The 22317-nt window shown below is 55.7% G+C and carries 21 protein-coding genes and 1 pseudogene; 11 read left to right on the top strand and 11 right to left on the bottom strand.

Annotated features, from left to right (window positions below; genetic code table 11):
• The first annotated feature begins 559 nt into the window (after positions 1–559).
• On the top strand, positions 560–820 hold the full coding sequence (locus C442_RS22435; protein WP_193363404.1) for a hypothetical protein: 261 nt from the start codon (positions 560–562) through the stop codon (positions 818–820).
• 1095 nt (positions 821–1915) lie between these two features.
• On the opposite strand, the gene hcsS is transcribed toward C442_RS22435, so the two are convergent.
• The 5 genes from hcsS to C442_RS21805 all read right to left on the bottom strand — a co-directional run bounded on the left by hcsS (position 1916) and on the right by C442_RS21805 (position 5129).
• Positions 1916–2098: a halo-CC-star protein HcsS gene (gene hcsS, locus C442_RS05700; RefSeq protein WP_008308608.1), complete on the bottom strand. Its 183-nt coding sequence runs from the start codon at positions 2096–2098 to the stop codon at positions 1916–1918.
• Entirely contained in the window at positions 2095–2463 is a 369-nt protein-coding gene (hcsL, locus tag C442_RS05695; protein WP_008308606.1) for a halo-CC-star protein HcsL, read from the bottom strand. The genes hcsS and hcsL overlap by 4 nt, the downstream gene beginning before the upstream one ends.
• Entirely contained in the window at positions 2460–4385 is a 1926-nt protein-coding gene (gene arsA / locus C442_RS05690) for an arsenical pump-driving ATPase (protein ID WP_008308605.1), read from the bottom strand. The genes hcsL and arsA overlap by 4 nt, the downstream gene beginning before the upstream one ends.
• Entirely contained in the window at positions 4386–4712 is a 327-nt protein-coding gene (gene arsD, locus C442_RS05685) for an arsenite efflux transporter metallochaperone ArsD (RefSeq protein WP_008308603.1), read from the bottom strand. It lies immediately after the preceding gene.
• Positions 4713–4976: 264 nt separating this feature from the next.
• Positions 4977–5129 carry a hypothetical protein gene (locus C442_RS21805; RefSeq protein ID WP_161606621.1) on the bottom strand — a complete coding sequence of 51 codons (153 nt, stop codon included), beginning with the start codon at positions 5127–5129 and terminating at the stop codon, positions 4977–4979.
• A 132-nt stretch (positions 5130–5261) separates the two neighbouring features.
• Here C442_RS21805 and C442_RS05680 point away from each other — a divergent pair, with 132 nt between their 5' ends.
• Together C442_RS05680 and C442_RS05675 are read left to right on the top strand one after the other, a co-directional pair.
• Positions 5262–5651 carry an ArsR/SmtB family transcription factor gene (locus tag C442_RS05680; protein WP_007188973.1) on the top strand — a complete coding sequence of 130 codons (390 nt, stop codon included), beginning with the start codon at positions 5262–5264 and terminating at the stop codon, positions 5649–5651.
• Between the two features lie 81 nt (positions 5652–5732).
• Positions 5733–6149, top strand: a complete 417-nt coding sequence (locus C442_RS05675; RefSeq protein WP_049942852.1) for a low molecular weight phosphatase family protein — start codon at positions 5733–5735, stop codon at positions 6147–6149.
• On the opposite strand, the pseudogene C442_RS22980 reads toward C442_RS05675, so the two are convergent.
• The 3 genes and pseudogenes from C442_RS22980 to C442_RS05660 form a co-directional block, all read right to left on the bottom strand.
• Positions 6098–6937 (bottom strand): annotated as a pseudogene (locus C442_RS22980) (transcription initiation factor IIB); the annotation flags it as partial. The gene C442_RS05675 and the pseudogene C442_RS22980 sit on opposite strands and share 52 nt — an antisense overlap.
• A 57-nt stretch (positions 6938–6994) precedes the next feature.
• On the bottom strand, positions 6995–7771 hold the full coding sequence (locus C442_RS05665) for an SWIM zinc finger family protein (protein WP_008308599.1): 777 nt from the start codon (positions 7769–7771) through the stop codon (positions 6995–6997).
• A 383-nt stretch (positions 7772–8154) separates the two neighbouring features.
• Positions 8155–9153 (bottom strand): IS110 family RNA-guided transposase, encoded by a 999-nt coding sequence (locus C442_RS05660; protein ID WP_008308598.1) that lies wholly within the window; start codon positions 9151–9153, stop codon positions 8155–8157.
• Between the two features lie 945 nt (positions 9154–10098).
• Here C442_RS05660 and C442_RS05655 point away from each other — a divergent pair.
• The 8 genes from C442_RS05655 to C442_RS05625 all read left to right on the top strand — a co-directional run bounded on the left by C442_RS05655 (position 10099) and on the right by C442_RS05625 (position 20054).
• Entirely contained in the window at positions 10099–11295 is a 1197-nt protein-coding gene (locus C442_RS05655; RefSeq protein ID WP_049942851.1) for an ABC transporter substrate-binding protein, read from the top strand.
• 421 nt (positions 11296–11716) lie between these two features.
• Positions 11717–13060, top strand: coding sequence for an ABC transporter substrate-binding protein (locus C442_RS05650; RefSeq protein ID WP_008308596.1), 1344 nt, complete (start codon positions 11717–11719; stop codon positions 13058–13060).
• A 165-nt stretch (positions 13061–13225) separates the two neighbouring features.
• Entirely contained in the window at positions 13226–14758 is a 1533-nt protein-coding gene (locus tag C442_RS05645; RefSeq protein WP_049942850.1) for an ABC transporter substrate-binding protein, read from the top strand.
• A complete protein-coding gene (nikB, locus tag C442_RS05640) occupies positions 14755–15705 on the top strand; it encodes a nickel ABC transporter permease (RefSeq protein ID WP_008308593.1) in 951 nt (316 codons plus the stop codon). Before C442_RS05645 ends, nikB begins: the two co-directional genes overlap by 4 nt.
• On the top strand, positions 15702–16595 hold the full coding sequence (gene nikC / locus C442_RS05635; RefSeq protein ID WP_008308590.1) for a nickel transporter permease: 894 nt from the start codon (positions 15702–15704) through the stop codon (positions 16593–16595). The genes nikB and nikC overlap by 4 nt, the downstream gene beginning before the upstream one ends.
• 2 nt (positions 16596–16597) lie before the next feature.
• Positions 16598–17689: an ABC transporter ATP-binding protein gene (locus tag C442_RS05630; protein WP_008308588.1), complete on the top strand. Its 1092-nt coding sequence runs from the start codon at positions 16598–16600 to the stop codon at positions 17687–17689.
• Positions 17676–18734: an oligopeptide/dipeptide ABC transporter ATP-binding protein gene (locus C442_RS23065; RefSeq protein ID WP_080504288.1), complete on the top strand. Its 1059-nt coding sequence runs from the start codon at positions 17676–17678 to the stop codon at positions 18732–18734. The genes C442_RS05630 and C442_RS23065 overlap by 14 nt, the downstream gene beginning before the upstream one ends.
• A 300-nt stretch (positions 18735–19034) precedes the next feature.
• A complete protein-coding gene (locus tag C442_RS05625; RefSeq protein WP_008308583.1) occupies positions 19035–20054 on the top strand; it encodes a hypothetical protein in 1020 nt (339 codons plus the stop codon).
• Here the strand turns inward: C442_RS05625 and C442_RS05620 are convergent, their stop codons facing one another.
• From C442_RS05620 to C442_RS05610, 3 genes are all read right to left on the bottom strand, one after another.
• A complete protein-coding gene (locus C442_RS05620; protein ID WP_008308581.1) occupies positions 20055–20546 on the bottom strand; it encodes a DUF3368 domain-containing protein in 492 nt (163 codons plus the stop codon).
• Positions 20536–20781 (bottom strand): UPF0175 family protein, encoded by a 246-nt coding sequence (locus C442_RS05615; protein ID WP_008308579.1) that lies wholly within the window; start codon positions 20779–20781, stop codon positions 20536–20538. Before C442_RS05615 ends, C442_RS05620 begins: the two co-directional genes overlap by 11 nt.
• Before the next feature lie 752 nt (positions 20782–21533).
• Entirely contained in the window at positions 21534–22277 is a 744-nt protein-coding gene (locus C442_RS05610) for a sensor domain-containing protein (protein ID WP_008308575.1), read from the bottom strand.
• Positions 22278–22317 lie beyond the last annotated feature (40 nt).

The raw sequence follows: 22317 nt of genomic DNA, 5'->3' as shown, positions 1-22317 counted from the left end.
TCACAAAATCTGGCCTGCTTGAGGGTGTCGCTCTGGGAATTCTACTTGTGGAATGAGCTGGTCAGTACAGACAAAGGATTTACCGACCTACTGAGTTGCAATACGTAATGAAGCGACGGTCGGTACTCATCTCGGCTGCTGGGCTCGCTACTCTCTCGGGATGCTCACTCTCTCGTACTGAAAGTGGAAATATTCAGATCGGAAATCAGACCGGCCAAGAAGTGTGGAAGGAGATAACCATTCAGAGCGAAGGCGGATTGTTTTCCGAGTCAGAGATGGTGTACGAGACGAGAACACGGACACCGCCGACAGAGCGGTATCGAACGACGCTCACTGACGTCGCTCCTCCGGGGACATACGAAGTACAGGTCGCCTTCGAATCGGTGGAAGGGGACCGAAAAAGCGGTGTTCATGCGACTCAGTGGTCACCCTCGGGCGAGAAGAGTGAGTCACTAATCGTTAGTTTAGATCCTGACTTCGACGTTGAATTTCTCACTCAATAATTGAAGTGGAGTCCGTCAGTTCGCACGCTCACTGAGCGGTCGTTTCAATCGCTGTCATGAGCAAAGAAACCGTTCTACAGCGGCTACGACGGGTCGTACAGGTCTTCGACCGAGCGTCGGTAGTAGTCCTGGCTGGAGTCTGGAACGGGATCAGCCTCCTCTGGGTGCTTCGCGATGATGCTGGCGAACTGCTTGGGTGGCTTCCAACTATCGTCAATTTCGCGGGCTTCGGACTCTTTCAGGACTGCATACTCACCGTCGGCGGTAACGTACAGAACACGAATTCCCGGCTTCTCGCTCAGCGGGCCCCTGAGTAGCTTCCCTGTTCGTGTATTGACCAGCCACTCAAGTAAGAGNCACGAATTCCCGGCTTCTCGCTCAGCGGGCCCCTGAGTAGCTTCCCTGTTCGTGTATTGACCAGCCACTCAAGTAAGAGTCCAGCCCGACACTGGATTGCGTACAGATGCACTTCGTTCTCCTCGGGAGATTCTGTGCGACCGTTGTCGGCCCACGATTGGGGTAGCGACCGATTGTCAGTCTCATCTTTCCAGCGCCACTTCAACTTTTTCGGCCCGGTGTTCCCTCGTCGGTATCCACTACTCATTGTTGGATTCTCTCAGCCACTAGGGAAACACAAAATCCGCCCTATACCGCCTCTATAGCAACTTTCTCGCTGTTTGAGAATATATGTATTAGTACGCGGACTCATCATGAAAACAGCTGAGTCCCCCACCACGACTAGCGAGTGTTCGCCCCCAGACCAGTGGATATCCCGCCAGCCCAGCGGCACCCGCGATCTTGACTTCCAACGGATTCGTGACGACCGGTCAGCAACGTGGAACGCTGCCCTCGATGCCGATGTCGATGTAACGAAGGGCGGTCGCCCGGACCTGTTTCTCGTCTCCGTCGACGGCGAGTGTCCTGTGAACTGCTCGCTGGCCGAGCATCCCAACGGGACCCACGCCGGCTGGTGCAGCTGCGAAGTCTTCCAGGCGACGACCGTCTGCCCGCATCTCTGTGTTCTCCGCCAACACGCTGCCCNCGGGACCCACGCCGGCTGGTGCAGCTGCGAAGTCTTCCAGGCGACGACCGTCTGCCCGCATCTCTGTGTTCTCCGCCAACACGCTGCCCTCGGCGATCTCGACCTTCCAAAGCGAACAAGCGACGGTCAGTCGTCGTCAGCTGTGTAAGCACCCCACCGGTGTTTGATTCTGTGGATTTCAAGCACTGAGGCATCATGTGTAAGCACACACGCATACAACCTCAGAGAATGGATTTTGATGTGTGTCTTCAATACGTCTAATCTGACATGATCTAAACCCCGATTGAAAACTTTGTAGGTTGAGTTGGTTAGGATTCAGTCTAAAAGCGCGAAATATGATACGAAGAACTACCGATATCGCTGTCAGTTCTTAACAGCAGCCGCCGGTGTCACAGGCATCGTCGTACTTGATTCCGGTCTCCTCACTGATCGCCTTGCTACACTCCTCTAGTATCGTCTCAAACTCAGAATCGGTCGCTTCGGATTGTTTCTGCGTTAGTTCCTCCCCCAGTGCTTCGGCCGCTTCCAGCACGTCTTCGTCAGTGATACTCAACAGCAGCCACCCCCAGTTGACTGAGCGAATTTCCGACCGATTTGCTCAGTTATTACCTCGTTGGTACCCTGCAAGAGTTCGACGAGCGCTTCTCGTGCTTCGCGGTGTCGCTGGATAGTGTCGTTATCTGCCATCTCCGATTTGAGGTCCTGCAGTTCGCTCATCACCGACTGGTCGAACTCACCCTGTTGCATCTGTTCCTGTTTCTGGTCAAATTCGTGGAGTAACGCTGTAGCTTCCGAGTCCTCATCAAGTGCTTCGCTCGCCTCGGCGAATTCGCGATATGTCTCGGAGTCTGTGAGTGTCTGTATGAACGTTTGGAACTTGTCTTCGACGGCTTGCTCCTCGAACTGGAGCTCACTCATGACATCCTCACCTCCTGTTTCTTCGTGAGTTCCGAGAGGCCGGTAATCTCGTCACCGAAGGCGCGCAGTTCGTCCAGCCCGACCGGCTCGTCCCGGCGCAGCGGCGCGAGCATCATCGGGGTCTCGAAATTGTCCTTGATCTCCCCGAGATACTTTTCCTGCTGAGCCCGCCGATTCGCGAAGAAGGCATTGTCACCGTATTCCTCGGGCAGGAGATAGTTCGCGACGACGAAGGCCGTCTCGATACCGACCTGGTCTTTGAGGTCCTCGGCCGCTCGGTAGGCCTCCATCATGGGCGTGAACTCGGGATACATGACGAACGCGAACGAACTCCGGTCGGGGTCTTGCATCGTCTCGATGACCTCGTCGTACTGGTCGCCCTTTGCCGGTGCGGCCCCCTTCGTCAGCGAGCCCAGGTCCATGAACCCCTTCCAGTCCGACGGCAACTCCAGCAAGCGAAGCGTATGGCCCGTCGGAGCGGTGTCGAAGACTACGATATCGTAGCCATCTTTCTGGAAGTAGCTCACGAACTTCTCCAGTGCGGCCATCTCCTCAGCGCACGGCGATTCGAGCTCTTCCTCGACGTTCGCGATCGCAGCTTCGACATCTAGCTCGGTGTCATCCTTGTCCTCGTACATCTCGTGGACGTGGTCCAGCACCTGCGTTCGGTACTCTTCGAGGGCTTTCTCTTGGTCGATTCGTGCTGCGTCGAGGTTCGATTGACTCACCGACGTCGGCTCGTGACCGACAGTTTCGCCGAAGATATCCTCCAGGTGGGCAGCTGGGTCGGTCGTCACGACCAGCGTCTCGTAGCCAGCTTCGGCGAGTTTCGTTGCCGACGTTGCGGCCACGGTACTCTTGCCGACACCGCCTTTCCCGGTGAAGAACAGGTACCGCGTACCATCTCCCGGCTGGAGTTGGTCGGCGACCGATTCCGGGTCGGCTAGCGTATCGATATCGACGGAGTGGCCCGAATCGACATCAGTAGCCGCGCCCACGTCCACAGTAGGCTCGTTGCCATCGTAGATGACACCACCTACGTCCGACAGCAGCTCCAGTCCGGCGATTTCACCGGGCTGGAGCGGATACGTCGCCATCGCATCAGCGTCGAACTCGGTCTGTGCTCGTTCAATGACTGCCTGTTCGTCCTCGCGTTTCCCCTCGAAGAAGGGGTCCTCACAGACCGACTCGGGGAGGTACCCGTTGATCACGAGGAACTGGGATTCGATGCCCAGTTCGCCGAGGTCCGACGCACTGCGTTCGATCTCTTCGAGTGAGGAATCCTCTGGCTTGCCGACGAACGCGAAAGTCGTCCGTTGTTCGTTCTGCAGGGTGTCAATGGCTCGCTCGTACTGGGCCTTCTTGTCCTCCATGGAGGCGGCGGGACCGATACAGGTCGAGCCGCCCTTCTCGAGTTCGGCGTTCCAGTCCGAGGGGAGCTCCATCAGCCGAATCGTGTGGCCGGTCGGCGCCGTGTCGAAGACGACCACGTCGTACTCGGGGCTATCCATGAAATCGACGAAATTGTCGAATGCCGCAATTTCCTCGACACACGGGCTGTTGAGTTGCTCTTCGACCGTCTCGATTTGTTCGTCGTCGAGCAGTTGTCGCATCGGCTCGATGGTCTCCTGTCGGTACTCTTCAGCCGCGGTGTCGGGATCGATTTCGATGGCAGAGAGGTTATCGATATCGTCGATTGTGGTTACCTCGTGGCCGATGTCCTGCTCGAAAATGTCCGAGAGGTTCGGGGCTGGATCCGTTGTTACCAACAGTGTCTCGTAGTCGTTGTCGGCCAGCCACGTCGCCGTGGCACAGCTGACAGTGCTCTTGCCGACGCCGCCCTTCCCGCTGAAGAATACGAACTCTGTCTCTTCGCTATTCGGCTCGACAACTTCTTCGGCTGGTGTTTGTGTGGTAGCCATCTACGCTTCCTGTGGGTCGGCGGAGTTCTCGATAGTCGATGCAAGATCGTCGTACGAGAGATACGCCTCTTTGGCGACGATCTCGTCGTCAACGACCGTGATCGGGAGAATCGACGGGCCGTGCTCTTCGACCAGGTCAGCGATTCGCTGGGTTTCGAGGAACTGCTCGATGTTGTGTTGCATATTCGCTCGCGACACATCGACATCGAACTCGTCTTCGAGTTGGTCGAGGGCGGCGCTAACCTCGACGAGTTCGTCGTCGGGGTCCGGTCCACAGACGCCTGTGGAACAACACATCGCTTCTTCGTACAGGGTGAGTTCAGTCATAGTTTTGTAGATCGTTCAATCGAACAGTCAAGATGTTCGAATTGAGTTCTGTATCTTCACTCCTATCCTACCGGCTTCAATTTAGAGTTTGTTCATATATACTTCAACCCTTTGGTCAGCCCACGAAGCTATCGATCACCCATGAGTCGCCGATGACGACCGTCGCTTGCCCGTCGAAGTGGCGGTATTCTCCGTGGCCGTTCTCGCTGTGTTCCTGAGATCTGTTCCGCCAGCTAGAACCATAATGTACCATCGAGGTGTCGGCTAGTTCGCTCTGGAGAGACTCTCTGAGACCGACATCGTGCCCGAAACCGACTCGACACGCTCGTAGTTCATCCACTCGTACGTAGACATCAGCAGTGACACCGCTCGTGAGTCGTCGCTGTGACCGACGCTATTGGTTGTACCAAGTGGCACTGTCGGAGCGCACCACCGTACTCAATGGTTCGGGCTAATCTGAGTCATTACTAAATTGTTTAGAATTCCACAGTCAAATTATACAGTACCCACTACGCAACACTTACTTTACTGTCTACTCAATCTGTGCGTATGTCATCAACCGAGCGGCTACAGCGGTATCTCTCCGATGAGCGAGGTGGCTGTGGCGACGAGGAAGCGGCCCAGCGGCTCGCTGAATTAGAAGAACTTGACGCAGCTGCGGGCGGTCCGGATCTTGAATCAGATGTGAGTGTGCTGTCCGCACTCGCCAATGAGACACGATACAAAATCGTCCGGATTTTGCATATGGCCGATGGGGAGCTCTGTGTCTGTGAGTTTTCACCACTGCTAGATGTGAGTGACAGCGCTATCAGTCACGCGCTCTCCCAGCTCACCGACGCCGGACTCCTGAGTCGACGGAAAGACGGAAAGTGGCGGAAATATCGGACGACACCACGGGCGAGTGCATTGTTGGTCGCACTCGATGGGTCTCGAAAATGACTCCACGAACTATCGAAAAATACAGAGGTCAATATAGGTCACATACGAGAACTCTTGATAGACAAGGTAAATGGAGTATCTATGTCCGCTGACTCAACGATGAAATTTGGATTTGTTTGTGTACAAAACGCTGGCCGCAGTCAGATGTCGACAGCCTTCGCAGAGCGTGAACGTGAGCGGCGGGGTCTTGAAAATAGCACTAAGATTCTCACCGGTGGGACACACCCTGCTGACCACGTTCACGAGGAAGTCGTCACTGTCATGGGCGAACTTGACATCGATCTCTCGGACCGGACACCACAGGAGGTCTCGACCAAGGAACTCGAATCCTGTGACGTAGTCGCCACGATGGGTTGTTCAACACTCGAACTCGACGCCGAGACTGTCGATGTCCGCGATTGGGCGCTGGACGACCCGGACGGGCAGGACATGGAGCAGGTCCGNACATCCAGTGGCTCGCAGATCGTCGCTTGTGTGAGCCGGATGTCTGACTCCTGACCAGCGAGATATAGAGCGCCGGCTGCGACACCGTCTGATCGCCCGTTGACCTCAGTGGACTCGGTCGCCTGCTCTGCGAGTTCGAGCGCCCGCTGGCGAATCTCCGGGGAAACGTTGAATGGAAGGTCTGAACAAATCCGCGCCACCCAGTCCACCGGGAGCGACACTGGGATTGGGAGATCGAGTTCCACCAAGAACGTCCGGTAGCAGTTCCAGACGTGCGATGCAGAACACCGGGCAACATCGGCTACCGTCTCCATCGTCACGAGGCCGTTGCATCGGCAGGCAGCGTATACAGCGGCCGCTGCACCGCCCTCAATCGACCGTCCGATTAGGAGGTCCTCGTCCTGAGCCTCCCGGAAGAGCGTGGCTGCCTGTTCTTTCACCACCTTACTCTCAGACAGCGCACTCGCGATGCGTCGGATTTCACCGAGCCCGTGAGCGAGATTCCGGTCGCGCTTGCTGGTGAACTTCGACCGGCCATGGAGTCGTCACTGGCGAGCAAGCCGTCGACGCCGTCTCGGAGAGATGTCTGCACTCTCAACCGAGCCGATGTTCGTCGACAGGCCTTGGTCATGCCGAGTGGCTGTTCGGGGTGCGCCCGTCCGTTTCTGTTCCTCCTTGTCGTACGTCCGCCACTCCGGCCTGCGGTCGATCTGGTCTTGCTCGGTCACCAGGCCACAGTCCTCGCAGTTCGTTTCTCGCCCGGTGCTGTCGAGTTCGCCGCCACACTCGGGACAGCCCGGCGTAGCTGCAGACAACGCTGTCTGGACGGTTTGTGAAGACATATTTCGAGACATCCTCTCACCTGACCGGAGGGGCAGAAAACACACTGCGGCCCCCGGTTAGGCGTCTGGCAGTTTTCCATCCGGGCGGGGGACTCGCTGGGCGTCGATCTCGATCTCGACCCGGCGACGGTGTTTGCATCGCTCGGCCTCATCGGGACAACTGCACGTCTCCTCAAGCACATCCACCTCGTACCGGCTATCCGACGCNACCCGGCGACGGTGTTTGCATCGCTCGGCCTCATCGGGACAACTGCACGTCTCCTCAAGCACATCCACCTCGTACCGGCTATCCGACGCCGAATGAACCTCGTAGCGACCGGGCTTTGCGAGAAAAGAGACATCCATGTCCTCCTGCTTCGCTCGTTTCGTACGCGGTTCATCCTCGGAGGTGACAGCCAAGGGGTCCTCAGTTGGGTCCGTGACGCCGCCGTCGTCGAATCGGACTTGCATGACTCCGCCGTCAGCGACTGCCTTGCGGGGTTCGCCGTCGACGTGTAGCCCGAACTGGTCGTCGAGAGCGTCGTCATCAACCCACTGCGGGATCGGTCTCTTGCCGGTGGCGAAGGCGACTCGCTTCTGGTGCTTGCACTCCTTGTCGGGGTTGTACTGCTTCCACTTGCACTCGCAACTCCCTGTTTGAGTGTCAACAAGGTACTCTGAACCGGACTCGGAGTTGACTAGGAAGAGGTCGTCGGCGTTCCGTGCCCGACCAATCGAGTCCAACACGGTCATGACTTCGGTCAGCGCCCGAACGGTCCGGTTGTTCGGGTCAGCCTCCTCCAGTTCGCTCTCGTCGATGCTGCTGGCGTCGCTACGGGATTCTGTAGTAGCCATGAATGACAGGCGGCACGCCCTCTCTGGGACNCTGGCGTCGCTACGGGATTCTGTAGTAGCCATGAATGACAGGCGGCACGCCCTCTCTGGGACGCCCCTCACCCCGCTGGGGCGCAGAAAATTCGGCGACTAGAGTCTGTGCAAGCGTAATTCTATTCCCAGACGGGAGTGGTCACCTATGGAAATTCTGCTATCTGAACAAACCACCGTTGACGTCATAATCTTTTGGAGCGCGCAGATTTCAGATCAGCAGGGATGTGAAAACCACCAGACTATGGACCGATGCCACTCACAACTATTGGCAGGCTGGGGGAATCTTGTGCGGTAGCTGTGGCTGTCGCGGTCTGCGAACCGGCCACTGAGCGCCGTCGCAGCGACGGCGCTCAGGTACTCACACCTGGTGGATTGTACACCTCCCTTCGGTCCAGCATATGGTAAATTGACACCAGCAACTTGCGAGCGGTTGCGACGATTGCCTCTTGTGAACTCTTTTTTCCCGCTAACCGATCATAGAACCGACGTAGATACTCGTCGTTACATGTGTGAACTGCTGTTTGCGCGCACTGAACGAGGATCCAGCGCATCCGTCCTGATCCTCGTTTTGAGATCCCACCTTCGAACCGCGAGTCGCCAGACTCGCGGATCACTGGGTTCAATCCAACGTAACTTACGACCTCTTTGTCCCTGTCGAACCTATCTATCTCACCTAATTCGGCGTAGATCATTAGCGCCGAATAGTAGCTCACACCGGGAATCGTCATCAAGAGCTGGGTCTCCTTCAGAGACCCAGCGCGGTCCTCTATTGCTTCATCAAGTCGCTCAATCTCGTCGGTGAGCGTCTCGATTATCTCTAGATACGACCTTAGCAATTCCTCCCACGGTTCCGGGAGCGAGAGTTCTCGCAAGAACTCTCGTCCCTTCACACTCAGCGGTTTGGTTTTCCGAGTGATGCCGTGATCAGACAGCAATCCGTGGATTTTGTTTGCATATTCTGTCCGGTTTTCGACCAACTTCTGTCGCCCGCGCACGAGTGCGCGGGCTTCACGAATCTCATCGGTAGGAACGTAGCTTTCTGGCACTGAATTCAACCGACATAGTCGAGCTAACTCCTTTGCGTCAACGCGATCGGTTTTCTTGTCGGTGTCAGAAATCAGATTCAGTTTTTCAGGGTGGGCAACAGTCACATCTAGGTGCTCAGACAGCGTATCGTGGATGTGGTAGTAATTGCTCGTTGCCTCGATTGCAGCTTCTGCTCCAGCATACTGCTGGGCGAGGTCGTCGAGGTTCGCGTTTTCGACGCGAACCTCTTCGACGAGTTCACCCGCTTCATCCATCACTGCCACCTGTGCGTACCGCTTGTGAATGTCAATTCCAAGGAACATGGATTGTCACTCCGGGACGCCGGTGCGTGAAACAGAGAGTCACCTATGCGGGCTTTCCCGACTGCCGCCCGGAGCGGCAGTCGGGCTGTAATGCCCATAATTCGGCTTCTTACGCACTCGGACCAATCAGTACAACGTGCTCTAACGCACGGACCAATCGCCGGTCTCTTGCGTCCCATACTTGTTTCACGCTCTTATGGGATAGCAGAATTTCCATCGAATCAGTACAGGGGAGACAGCGACCAGCTAGCTGTTTGCGAAATGCCAATATTCGCAGCGTCAAAAAACGCTATCAAATAGCCTGCCAATCAGGAAGACAACGACGAATGCACCGAACAAAATCACCACCGCTAGAAGGAAATCGGTGGGACTTCCCGACCCCTCAAGACCAATTTGTAAGGCGGGATACATCGTGTTCGGAAGGTTGGGTTAGAAGAGTAAATAGCCAGTGGGTGACGTGCTAAATTCGCAGGTCTACCTTGCAGCTGTTTCACTCGTCTCCACAGGTGAAGAAACTATATTCAGTGGCTGATATCATAGACCAAGACCCATTTTTTGGCCCCCAGTCGGGTGCGGGGCGGTCCAGTGAGAGCGTCCCGACAGTACCCATGGCATCGAAGACTACCAACGGCAAGCAGACCGGAGAACAGCACCCAGTATCCAGCGAAGCGCAGTTCCCAAACCTCACAGCCCACGCCGTGGGGACCGCAGATCGACTTCGGCGCGTGAATGAAACCGCGAAAGCCGATTCCCTCGAAACAATTGAGGTTAAGCCGATAAGTGGCGGCTGAAAACTTGAAAGCGTGATTATAAATGCCGTCGCCAAGGGAGCATTCACCATGATATTTAGATTCATTTATTACACATAATCAACTGGTTGGCTTGATTCCAGCGGGACTGTCCGCAAATCATAATATATAAGTAGTTTTTAGGCCAGCCTAAAGTATGCAGAATAAAGATATCTTGGACTGCTGTCAACGTCGGAGGGAAATTCTGAAAGCTGGCTGTAGTATCGTTGGCGGCGGGATAGTTGCCGGTTGTCTCGGTACCACCGACGACTCGTCGTCGGATGACACCACTCCTACGTCCCCATCTGGTGAAGAGTCAATGACAGAAGCTGACGATCCAACACCGTACGAAGTGACAGTCAAACCAGCCGGGACCCATACGTTTGACTCAGTGCCCGAAACCTATGCAAGTTTTCCCGGAGCTTGGATGGATATTGCGATGGCATTGGGTATCAAGCCATCTGCAATGATGTCTCTTGAGGAAGAGCAGCTGAAATACTACAAAGCACTTCCTGACGTTGCTGTCGATCTGGGTTCCGTAGAGACTCTTTTGGATTCCAATGATTCGGAATTCGACAAGGAAGTGTTCTACGAGGTTGATGCTGACGTACACCTGATGGACCCGCGGATTCTCAAGCGGTACTCGGGGTGGAACGATGACGATCTTGAAGAGATAGAGCACAATGTCGGTCCGATACTGGGATCGATGATCCGCTTCCCATACGAACGCCATCCGTACTACACACTGTACGAAGCTGTCGAGAAAGCAGCAAAAATCTTCCAGCGGCAAGAACGGTACGATGCATGGGTCGATCTCAAAGACGAGGTGTTTGCCGAGATACAGTCTCGTCTGCCTGATGACAAACCGACTGTCGGCGCATTTATCATCGATTTCGATATTGAAGGCAAAAGCCTGCGGGCGGCAGAGATCGATGCATTCCGAAACGACACCAGAACCTTTCGTAAACTGGGCGTCAACAGTGCGTTCAAAGGGGACACCTACGTCCGATACAAAGAGATCGGTTACGAGAAACTCCTCGATGTCGACCCGGAATACATTGCACTCATCGATAATCTGACGACGGAAAATAACGAGTCCTTCCAGCAAACCCTTCAGGCAGCCAAGAATCACGAAACGTTGAGTGAGTTGACTGCAGTCCAAAACGAGAACTTCGTTCGGTCGGCTGGGACGAATATGGGACCGATCATTGACCTATTTTCGGCGGAGGCAGTTGCGATGCAGTTGTACCCGGATGAGTTTGGCGAGTGGCCTGGGTCTGTCGGCGACGTTCCCACCGAGCACCAGTTATTCGACCGACAGCGGGTTGCTGATATCATCAATGGAAGAGTGTGAATCGGCGATCGGTTGTAGTTAGTTCCCCCAGAAACTGCAAAAGATCTCCTGAAGTTGCATACTATGGAGTATTTCGGGACAGGAGCGTTTCTTGTGAAACTTTGTTTTAGTTAACTAAACCATAATTGTTTTATTAGCGTCCCTACCGTATCTCACATGATGTCGAGATTTATACAATACCTTCCGGCAAGCAGCTCCGTGAGGTCATATTCTTCTGTCGGCAGTGAGGTGAGTGCTAATGCCTAAACACTGTTCGAGACGGGAACTGCTGGGCGGTGCTGTGGCTGGAGCTGCTGGCCTGATTGCAGGCTGTAGTTCCTCAAAGGCCGATTCTGAGGATTCATTTACTGTTGCGTTGGCGCGAGATCCAACACGGCAAAAGTGGGATGTCTACAACGGTATCACACCGTATTATACGCATGTGTTTGAACCGCTCGTTGACACCACAGCGGAGATGGAAACCGCGCCGCTGCTTGCCACAGAATGGGAGGCCGTCGACGAGACGACGTGGGAGTTTTCCTTACGCAATAATGTCACATTCCACAACGGAGACCCGCTGACAGCCGACGCGGTTGTCCGCTCCTTTGACCGTGTTTTTGAGCAGTGGTCGTGGGTCCCGGGCTGGATTGGTGTCACGTCTGACGGCGTCACGGCAGTAGATGACACCACTGTTCGGTTCGAGACAACGGACCCCTTCCCCGCGTTTCCTGGCACAATCTCACACCAGTATTTCGGCATTCAACACCCTGATGAAAACGAGACGCCGACTGGGACAGGCCCGTTTGAGGTCGATGAAGTCACGGCAGGACAGTCAATCACGCTTACGCCGTTTGCTGACTATCGAGACGGGACAGCTACTCCCACAGAACTCACTTTTGAGTGGATCAAGGATCCCAACACGCGCGTGCTGTCTCTTGAAAAAGGTTCAGTCGATATCGCACAACAAATCCCGAAAAGCCGGGCTACGGCGCTTGTCGAGGCTTCGGAGATGGGGATAAACACGTATCTCACACCTGAGGCTGGGCTCGTCGCAGTCAATCTGTATCGGTCGCCGACCGATGACGAGCAACTTCGAAAGGCACTCAACTGGGCTGTCGACCAGAGCCAGATCGTCGAGAATGTTCTCAACGATATTGGCAAGCCAGCACATGGACCGATTTCGTCTACTATTCCATGGTCAATTCACGATGAACTCCCGACCTACGGGCCAGACCTAGATCGGGCACGGGACCTCGTTGAGGCGTCCAGATACGACGGCGAAACGCTATCGGTTCTGATCAATAGCAAAAATGCCGACGATAGAACGATCGCACAGACGCTTTCCGGTTGGTTCAAAGAGATAGGCGTCACAAGCGAGATTCGACAGATCGATCCGGCATCGTTCAACGATAGGTTCACCGCGGGCGAAGCGAACCTGACGCTCGTCGGTTTCGGATCGAATAGCGCTGCCTGTGACTATCTTATTCGGGCAATGTTCCACTCCGAAGGCAGTGACAATCGGAAACGCTACAAACAAGACGGCACCGGCATCTACAATCCTGGCCCAGAAGTCGACCGCCTCATCGAGCAGGGATACCGGGCAGAAAATCTGGAGGCAAAACGGGACTACTACGGTGAAGTCCAGCGGCGCGTGGTCGATACCGGAGCGGTCATCCCACTGTACTACAATGAGTCTGTCTTCGGCCGGCGGGCGGATGTCTCCGGTATCGACAGCCACCCGGTAGACAACATGATCGAATGGTCCGGACTCACGCGAGAACAATGAACAGGGATGGCGTGAGCGTAGGGTTCCTGCGTTCCCGGTCTGGTACTGGCTGGATTCGCCATCTGGGGCCGATATGCCAACCGCCACCAGCCAGTGATTCTGCGGTAATAGGCCAGATGGTATCGACGAGAAATCGAATGAGATGGATACAGTGTGTGATATCGTATGTATAAATTCACGCGACGACAGACATTGTTTGCAGCTGCAGCCGGTATTTCAGGCCTCAGTGGGTATTGGCTACAAAGCGGCGAAAGCGTAGACGATGACACGTTCAGGGTTGGCTCACCGTGGACGCCGGATGCGATAGATCCCGTGGCAAACGGCTGGCTCTGGCGACGCCTCAATGTGCTTGAGCCACTGCTTACCGTCGATTACGACGCGACTGTGTCACCGGGCTTGGCCACTGACTGGCACATGGTCAACGACAGGACGTGGGAGTTCACACTCCGTGAAGGAGTCACATTCCACGACGGGACTGAGGTGACCGCAGAAACTGTGCTCCCATCGCTCACACGAGCATTCGAATCAAGTTCGATGGCTGCAGTCCCGGTCGAATCAGTCGAAGCCGCTGCTGACCGGACGATTATAATTCAAACTACAGTTCCGTTCTCACCACTGCCAGCACACTGTACCCGTGGGATTACCTGCCCTGTTTCACCGTCTGCAATCGCCAACGATGGGTCAATCACTGAGCCGATCGGTACTGGTCCGTTTCAATTCGAAAACTGGGAGCCAAGCTCGACAATCACAACGACCGCTACCCCGGACTACCACGGGTCGACCGCACACATCGAGACACTAATCTACGAAGGCATCACTGACGACCAGACTCGGCGGCTAAAGCTCGAAAACGGGGAACTGGATATGGCACGTATTCTTCCGAACAAGGCAGCGGATACACTTGCATCCAGTCCCGATCTCACTGCTCACACGTACAAGATTCCGCGAGCCCGATACCTTGTGTTCGACCTCGACTCTGCACCGTTTGCGGACAGAAAAGTCCGTCGCGCGGTAATGTATGCTATCGACCGGGACCACATCGTTGATTCGTTGCTGAATGGGCTGGGGTCGAAAGCGATCGGTCCGTTCCCAGCGGATGTAACGGAGTGGGCCGCAGAGCTCGAACCGTATGAATACTCGCCTGATAAGGCACGGAGGCTCCTCACTGAAGCGGGATGGGAACCGGATGGGGACACCCGTACCCGTGACGGTGACACACTCTCGGTGTCGATCTGGACGTACAATACCCGTCCACTGCTGCCCACGATTGCCGAAGTGATACAGACACAGCTTCAGGCGGTTGGCTTCGATGTCGATATTTCAGTCATGGAGTCCTCGACAATCAAAGAGCAAGCAACAAACGGGGAGTTCGATACCGTTCTGTGGTCGAGTTCAGTGTTATGGTATCCTGACCCGGACCGACTGTCTGACCTCGTTCATTCGGAGACGGCGACGATGTTCAGTGGCTACGAGAGCGAAGCGGTCGATCGGCACCTCGAAGCAGCTAGGCGGACAGCCGACCGTGACGAGCGGTTCGAGCGATACGCAGCGGTCCAGCGGCGTATGCAACGTGACCTCCCTCTCGGCTGGCTCACCTACTACGCAAACGTCATCGGGACTCGTGCCGACGTCGAGGGATACCAGCCCCATCCCATCGAATCCTGTTATCATCTGGAGGAGGTCACACAGCGGCGATGACTGGGGCGGGACTCTGCAAACGACTGCTGACGATGGCAATCGTTCTGCTGGGCGTGTCGCTGCTCACGTACGGGCTGGTCTTCGTCACACCGGGGGATCCGGCGCGAACGATTCTGACCCAACAGATGGGTGGACAGGCACCATCTCAGGATGCAGTCGATCAGTTTCGAGCTGAAAATGGGCTTGACGACCCATTCATAGTCCAGTATGCCCGCTGGATGGGGAACGCACTGCAAGGCGACCTCGGTCAATCGTACTACAGCGACCGGTCTGTCTCTGATATGATTGTCCAACGGTTGCCGAATACAATCGGACTCGCTGTTGCATCGATGCTCGTCGCGCTTGTAATAGCTCTCCCGGCCGGAATTGCCAGCGCGAGTAATCCGGGGAGCCGGATTGACTACGCCGCACAGATCGGCTCGCTAATTGGAGTCTCAATGCCGAACTTCTGGCTTGGCTATCTGCTTATTATCGTCTGTGCGCTCCGTCTCAACCTCCTTCCGGTGGCCGGCGCGGCTGGACCGAAATATCTGGTTCTCCCCTCACTGACGCTTGGCTCTGGAATGGCTGCGGTTATCGCGCGACTGGTTCGAACAGCGATGCTTGATGTTCTGGATGACGCGTACATCCAGGCCGCCAGATCGAAAGGGTTGCGCGAACGGATTCTCGTCTATAAACACGCGCTCCGGAACGCGCTTGTGCCCGTCGTGACGATTATAGGTTTGCAGTTGAGTTACGTCCTTAACGGCGCAGTTGTTATCGAAGTAGTGTTTCAACGGCCGGGCTTGGGGACGTTACTCGTTGATGCAATCTTTGCTCGTGACTACCCGGTCGTACAGGGCGTAACACTGCTAATCGGCGTCATCTTTGTCTTGGTGAACTTTGCAGTCGACCTGACGTATAGCCGACTTGACCCACGAATCGACCTCGGAGGTGAGCACACATGAGCGACCGAACAGCCGACAGAAGAAAGCAGCAGGAAGCCACCAAGCAACCGAGGGGAACTGACGGACTCGCAACGGACCGCCTCGGACAATTCGGAATCGGAGTTGTGCTCACGTTGCTCGTCCTTGCGGCACTTGGACCAGTTGTTTCGCCCTACGATCCAGTCGAACAGGACCTTTCGAACAGGCTTGAATCTCCGTCACTGTCTCATCCGTTCGGGACCGACCAGCTGGGTAGAGACGTACTGACAAGACTCCTTCATGGTGCGCGATTCTCGCTCGGTATCGCCGTCGCTGTAACCACTGTACGACTTATTATGGGGACGGCAGTCGGCCTCCTCGCCGGCTACGCCGGTGGCTGGATTGATGAGACGCTGATGCGACTTGTCGATACACTGCTTGCGTTCCCTGGAATCGTCCTCGCACTTGTCATCGCCGGGATTCTGGGGCCGAGTCTGGTGAACGTGATGCTTGCACTGTCGGTCGTTGGTTGGGCATCGTACGCACGGTTAGTTCGGAGTAACGTACTCTCGCTTCGAGAGCGTGAGTTTGTAAGCGCCGCACGATTGCTCGGCCGGTCACGAACGCACATCGCAACCCGCCACTTACTCCCGAACGTCGTTGCACCAGTTGTCGTTCTGGCAACGCTTGACATCGGCAGCGTCATTCTCGGCACAGCGGGACTTTCATTCCTTGGGCTGGGCGCACAGCCACCTACACCTGAATGGGGGACAATGCTTGCATCCGGACGCAGCTATCTCAGACAGGCGTGGTGGCTTGTCAACGCTCCGGGCCTTTGTATCATGCTCACCGTGCTCGGCTTCAATCTTCTCGGAGACAGCCTTCGAGATATGCTTTCACCTACGCAGACAGCCCAGATGGAGGAACTGTAGCAATGAGTGAACCACTGCTTCGCGTCGAGAACTTACAGACTCGTTTCGACACTGATCACGGGACTGTCGACGCGGTCAACGGGGTGTCGTTCACCGTCGACCGGGGCGAAATTGTCGGTATACTCGGTGAAAGTGGGAGCGGCAAGTCTGTTACTGCCAGATCAATTTGCCGACTTGAAGACCCGGGAAACATCGTTGGCGGATCCATTACCTTTGCTGAAAGAGAGCTAACAACTGCCACTGAAGCGACACTGCGTCGACTACGTGGAAATAAGCTCTCGATGGTCTTTCAGGACCCGACGGAAAGCTTGAACCCTGTGTTTTCGGTCGGCGAGCAGATCGCAGAATCGGTTCGGGTACACGAATCGAGCGAGACACAACGTCTGCTAGATTTCCTCGGTGTGTCACCGTTCCGTGACCGGTCAGCGTGGGAGAACGCACGGGAGCGCGCTATCGAGTTGCTGGACCAAGTAGGCATCCCGAACCCGGAAGCAAATGTATCGTCATTCCCACACGAATTTTCTGGTGGCCTCCGGCAACGAGCAGTCCTCGCCATTGCACTGGCCAGTGAACCCGCGTTGCTGGTTGCCGACGAGCCAACAACAGCACTTGACACAACCACACAGGCAGATATTCTCAGTCGATTGCGCTCGTTACGTGACGAGCAGAATATCGGCATACTGCTTATCTCCCATGATATCGGTGTGATTGCACAGACATGTGACCGTGTCGTGGTACTCTATGACGGACAGGTAATGGAGGCCGGTCCCGTCGAGCGAATACTGACCGCACCGGAACGTCCGTACACGAGAGCACTCCTTTCGTGTTCGGTCCGAAACAGCGACGCTGACAAGCAAGTCCAGTCCGCCATGGCACGTCCACGAGACCCCAGCAGCAGCCACGAGGGCTGTCCGTTTGCCGACCGCTGCCAGTATGTGACCGAAACGTGTCGCTCTGGGCCGATTCCGACGACTGAGGCCGCGTCGGACCACCGACTCGCCTGCGTCGAAGCACCGTTCTCTGAAGCCAAGTTCGTGTCCGAACAGCAGGAGATTCCGGCAGCTAACGGAGGACAACAGAATGACACAGCGTAACCAAACTCCAGATGATGTGCAGTCTGGTACTCCTGTGGTCGAAGTACAAAACGTCTCGAAAGCGTTTTCATCGACACGATCCGTCCTCGGTCGGTTGCGTAGCAGCGACTCACCGGCGAAAGCGGTCTGTGATGTATCCTTAGCCGTCCAACGAGGCGAAACACTGGGACTTGTTGGTGAGAGTGGCTGCGGGAAATCAACACTCGCGAAACTCATCACCGGGCAGCTCACCCCGGACGATGGGCAAGTTCGTCTCGATGGAACGCGCGTCGGTGAGCTCTCAGAGCGTTCCACCGCGCAACGGCGGCGAGTCGGCGTCGTGTTTCAACACGCCCGGGGAAGCTTTGACCCCCGGTGGCCCATCGGTCGATCAATTGCTGAAGCCAGTAGCGACGCCACCTCGGCTTCCCTACATGACACCGGTCCAGACGAGGTCGCTGAGCTGTTGTGCAGTGTTGATCTCGCGCCAGCAATCGCTGACCGGTATCCCCGGGAACTCTCCGGCGGCGAAATACAGCGCGTCGCTCTCGCCCGAGCGATTGCACACGACCCCGATATAATCGTACTCGATGAGCCAGTCTCCGGACTCGACATGGCCACACAGGCGAGAGTTCTTTCACTTCTCGCAGACATACAACAGCAGTTCGGTGTCGGCTACGTGTTTATCTCCCATGACCTCAATGTCGTCAGGTTCCTCGCTGATAGGGTCGCGGTAATGTATGCTGGCGAACTCGTCGAAGTCGGGCAAGCAGGCGACCTGTTCCAGTCCCCAAACCATCCCTATACTGAAGCGTTAATCCGTGCGATTCCGAGTGATGACCCACGAGATCCCCCGCCAGTGCCGCTTCACGGTGCTCCTCCTGACCCAGCAGATAGACCGGAAGGCTGCCCATTCCATCCACGTTGTCCGGCCGTGACACAATCCTGTCAGGAACACCATCCGTCACTCGAAGAGGTTCGGGAGACACACGTTCGGTGTCTTCATGCTCCGGAAGCGACAGGCGAAACAGACATAAATGAGTCCCATACTGAAAATGGACTCTGAGATGAGTCGATTCTGAGCCCATGAAAACCGATTATTCTACTCAAAGTCAACGTTTTTGTGGGTGCTTTCACCAGTCATCACTGACTTCACTCTCGTCACAGAAGATGTCCTCATCAAGATAATCAACGAGTAACCGGGCAGGTCATGCTCACAACCTCTTCCGTGTCGTCTGTATAAATATTGCCGCCGATCAGCGTGATGACGCCACACAGTGGTGGACAACACAGGGACGAGTAGCCAACTCGTCCAGTTTCGGTCTCTGTCGGTTTGTGCTTCCCTCGGGGCTGGAGTTTAAATGCCATGACGAACGCAACCAAGCGTGTGACTGACCGGAATCCTGAGTACGATCCCGCTGATATCCGCGGCGCAGCGAGTTCCGATCCTGACACGAGAGGGAACGGACGGGAACAAGTCCTCGAATCCACCAAGTATCCCGACCGTACAGAGGATGATGCTCGCACCTGTCGGACCTGTGGACAGGATATTCCCCGTGGTGAACGCCAGTGTCCGTTCTGCGCTCAAACCGACATCTCAGAGACTTCGTTCGACGATCAGGATAGCAGCCCACTTGGGGAGTGGACGTTCGGTCAGGTAGTACTTGCACTCGTCGAAGCGAACACTGACTTCCATGCACGAGCCCTCGGCGCTGCGGCCTTCTCCGTGTCTGATAGCATCGCGAGCGGTGAGGGTGTCTCTCATGGAACCGTGAAGTGTCGAGCAGCCTTCGGGACCGAGCCAGCCGCCACTCTCACGCAGGGCTGGCCCGACCTGCCGACCGAAACCACGCTCGACGAGGAATCCGGACAGGCGCTCTTGGAGACAGCCGACGAACAGACCAACTGGGGCGGGGATGGAGACGACGTCCAGCCACGGATTTACCTCGAGGACGGGTCGCCAGTCACCGACCGCTCGGAGTTCCAGCAGCTCACGGATGAGTTCCGAGAGGATGATGGGACGTACTGGCTTGTTCCCGGCGTCGTGCAGCGCCATCAGGCAAGAGCTGAACCGGAGATAATTGGAATTGGGTTCTACTGTCGCCAGTGTGGCGCCGTGACGGGACACGAATCTCACGGGCTCGATGGCTTCGAGTGTCACCCACATCTTGACCGCATGATCTGGACCTGCAGAGAGTGTGGGCAGCACCGACACGAACCTGAACAGGAGGATGACACGGAGGATGTCACGGGCTATGAGCATCTTCCCGACGGCGTCTCACCGGAGGATATCCACGGCGACGAGCCAGACTTCCAGGAACAAGCGTTTCAGGACCAGATCAGTGCCTATCGCGAGCGGAATGGCTTCTTTCCGTGGGAGCGGTAACTATTCCGTTGCTTCAGAAAGGACTTTTGAGTAAAGCTCATCGGAGATCCAGAAGCCAGCGTCACGAAGGGCGTCAAGTTCGTATTTTAATTCAATGTCTCCAGCATTGGCTCCGCGGAGTAGTATCCCGATGACTCCCGTTACCGTCAGGTTGTGTCTCCGAGCGACCTGTCGACCGTCTTTTTCATCCAAAAGGATGAGGTCAGCATCGTGCTCGATGGCATGACAAATAGCAGCTGTTTCCCCGAGATCCAGTTCGTGGAAGATTTCAGTGAAGAGGTGCGACTGTTCGACCTCGGTGATCGTCAGGAACTCATCGTCACGCAACGAGCGAAGCGCGTCTACACCTGCCTCTCCATCAGTGAGTTCGTCCCAAACCTGACGTGGAATGGTGATGCTCGAAAACTGCGATTTGAGAAGGGTGAGTTGGTCGATAAGTGCAAGATTCAGCAGCGGTGACGTGTCCGAGACTACAAGCTCGCTATTCGGCATAGTCGAGGTCTTCGGCAAGTTCAGTGTCGGTGTAATGGCGTGGGATTTCGCGGTCTCCGAGTAACGCTTGGAACTCTCGGTGGGACAGTTCTGCCAATGCACGCGCTTTCCCGAACGGAAGGATATCACGTGCGTAAAGCGAGACAGCTAATTCTTGTTTCATTGCCTGCGGCCGCTCTCCCTCAGGAATCTGGAGCGCCTCATACACCTCTTCGTCAATTTCGATAGTAGCCATACTCGTCTGTTGGATAACCCGATTATTGAGTGTTTGGCTGCGCTATTCGCATATCGCGTCGTGTAGTCTCACCTGTGCGGTCGAAAACGTCTGTTCTCGTAGATGGGAGTGCAATTTGGCTACGATACGATTCGTGTTCGACGTCCATGACCGACCGGTGAACAGCTGAGGTTTTGTGTCTCCCTCGGAGCCAGAGGAAATCATGAGTACGACAGCGCCTGCCTTTGAGCGGAGTCCAGACTGTATGGCAAATGATACTGTAACCCGCCGTTCTGTGTCTCCGGCATTGTTGAAGAGTTGGCTGGCTTCGCACTCGGACAGCTATACTTTTGTTACGACCGAGGATGTCATAGAACGATACGAATCGTATTCCTTTCGCTGCAATCGAGATGAACTATCCGTTCACTACACCTGCGTGTTAAGTATGCGCAACTGGGGGCTCAGCGCCGTGCGGAGGTGGTGTGACAATGAAGAAGACAGGTGAGTGCTGATGCCCGGCAAAGTGAAAGAGTACGTGAAGATACCAACCTTTCATACAAAACCAGCACAGTTTCACCAGTAGTCAATATAGAATGCCCACTGATCAGGAAGCATTCTGTCGGCTGTGTTAAATAGTGCCCTCTGAGCGACGCTGAAGTGACACCGATCTTTAGACCACCGGCACAACCCCTGAGGGCCCAACTCAAATCTGACTACTTTGACTAACGCCGCTACGCAACAGAGCAGTCAACTGAGCTAGAGCCAAGTGCCGTCTAGAGGCTCGAGAGCCAATCCAACACCGCGGCTGGATCTCCCAAAAGGGCGCGTGTATACCGACGAGATAGCCACGCCACGAGGTTGACGATATTCAGCGTTAGCAGAAACAGGACGGCGCCGATGGCCGAGAACAAGAGCGCGTCAGCCAACGAGTCGACAGCCCACTCACTGACTGTGACTACGAACTCCGCACCAACTAGCACGTTGCCCCACGGAATTGACAGTGACGGCGCAAGCGTGACCGGGTCAGCGGGAAAGATACCGACGCGCAAGCCGGGTTCGTCGTAGAACACCGGTGTGGCAAGCAATGTAATCGACATTGTCAGTCCAGTCACGAGGAACACGAAAGCACCGATACCGACGGGAAATTTCAATAGGAGATAGCCACACTCGGCCCACGTTCGACGGTTCACTATGAGCGCTCGCAGGCGGCCTAGCACACTGCCGTCCCGGAACGGATACGTTGGCGCGGCGATGTCAGTACTGAGTAAGACATTGGCGAGCAAACGCTCAACGGCACCCAGTCCTCGAACAATAAGTAATGTCACGATGAACAACGGTATGCCAATAATAAGGACAGTCAGCGGCACTGCAATCGAAAACCCCGTAACGAGGATGACAAAGTACGCTATCCCGAAGGGAAAAGCCAGCCCGAGATAGAGGAGATGGAGGTAGGTCCGAGGTTGCAACGGCGTGACAACGATAGATCGGAGGGAAGGCAACGACGCGGGCACAGGCATACTTTGGAAAGCCGCCGTCTAAAGATATCGGGGGACTGCA

Origin of the sequence: Haloarcula amylolytica JCM 13557 (assembly GCF_000336615.1) — an archaeon.
GTDB lineage: Archaea > Halobacteriota > Halobacteria > Halobacteriales > Haloarculaceae > Haloarcula > Haloarcula amylolytica.
This window is presented reverse-complemented; position numbering and strand designations above follow the sequence as displayed.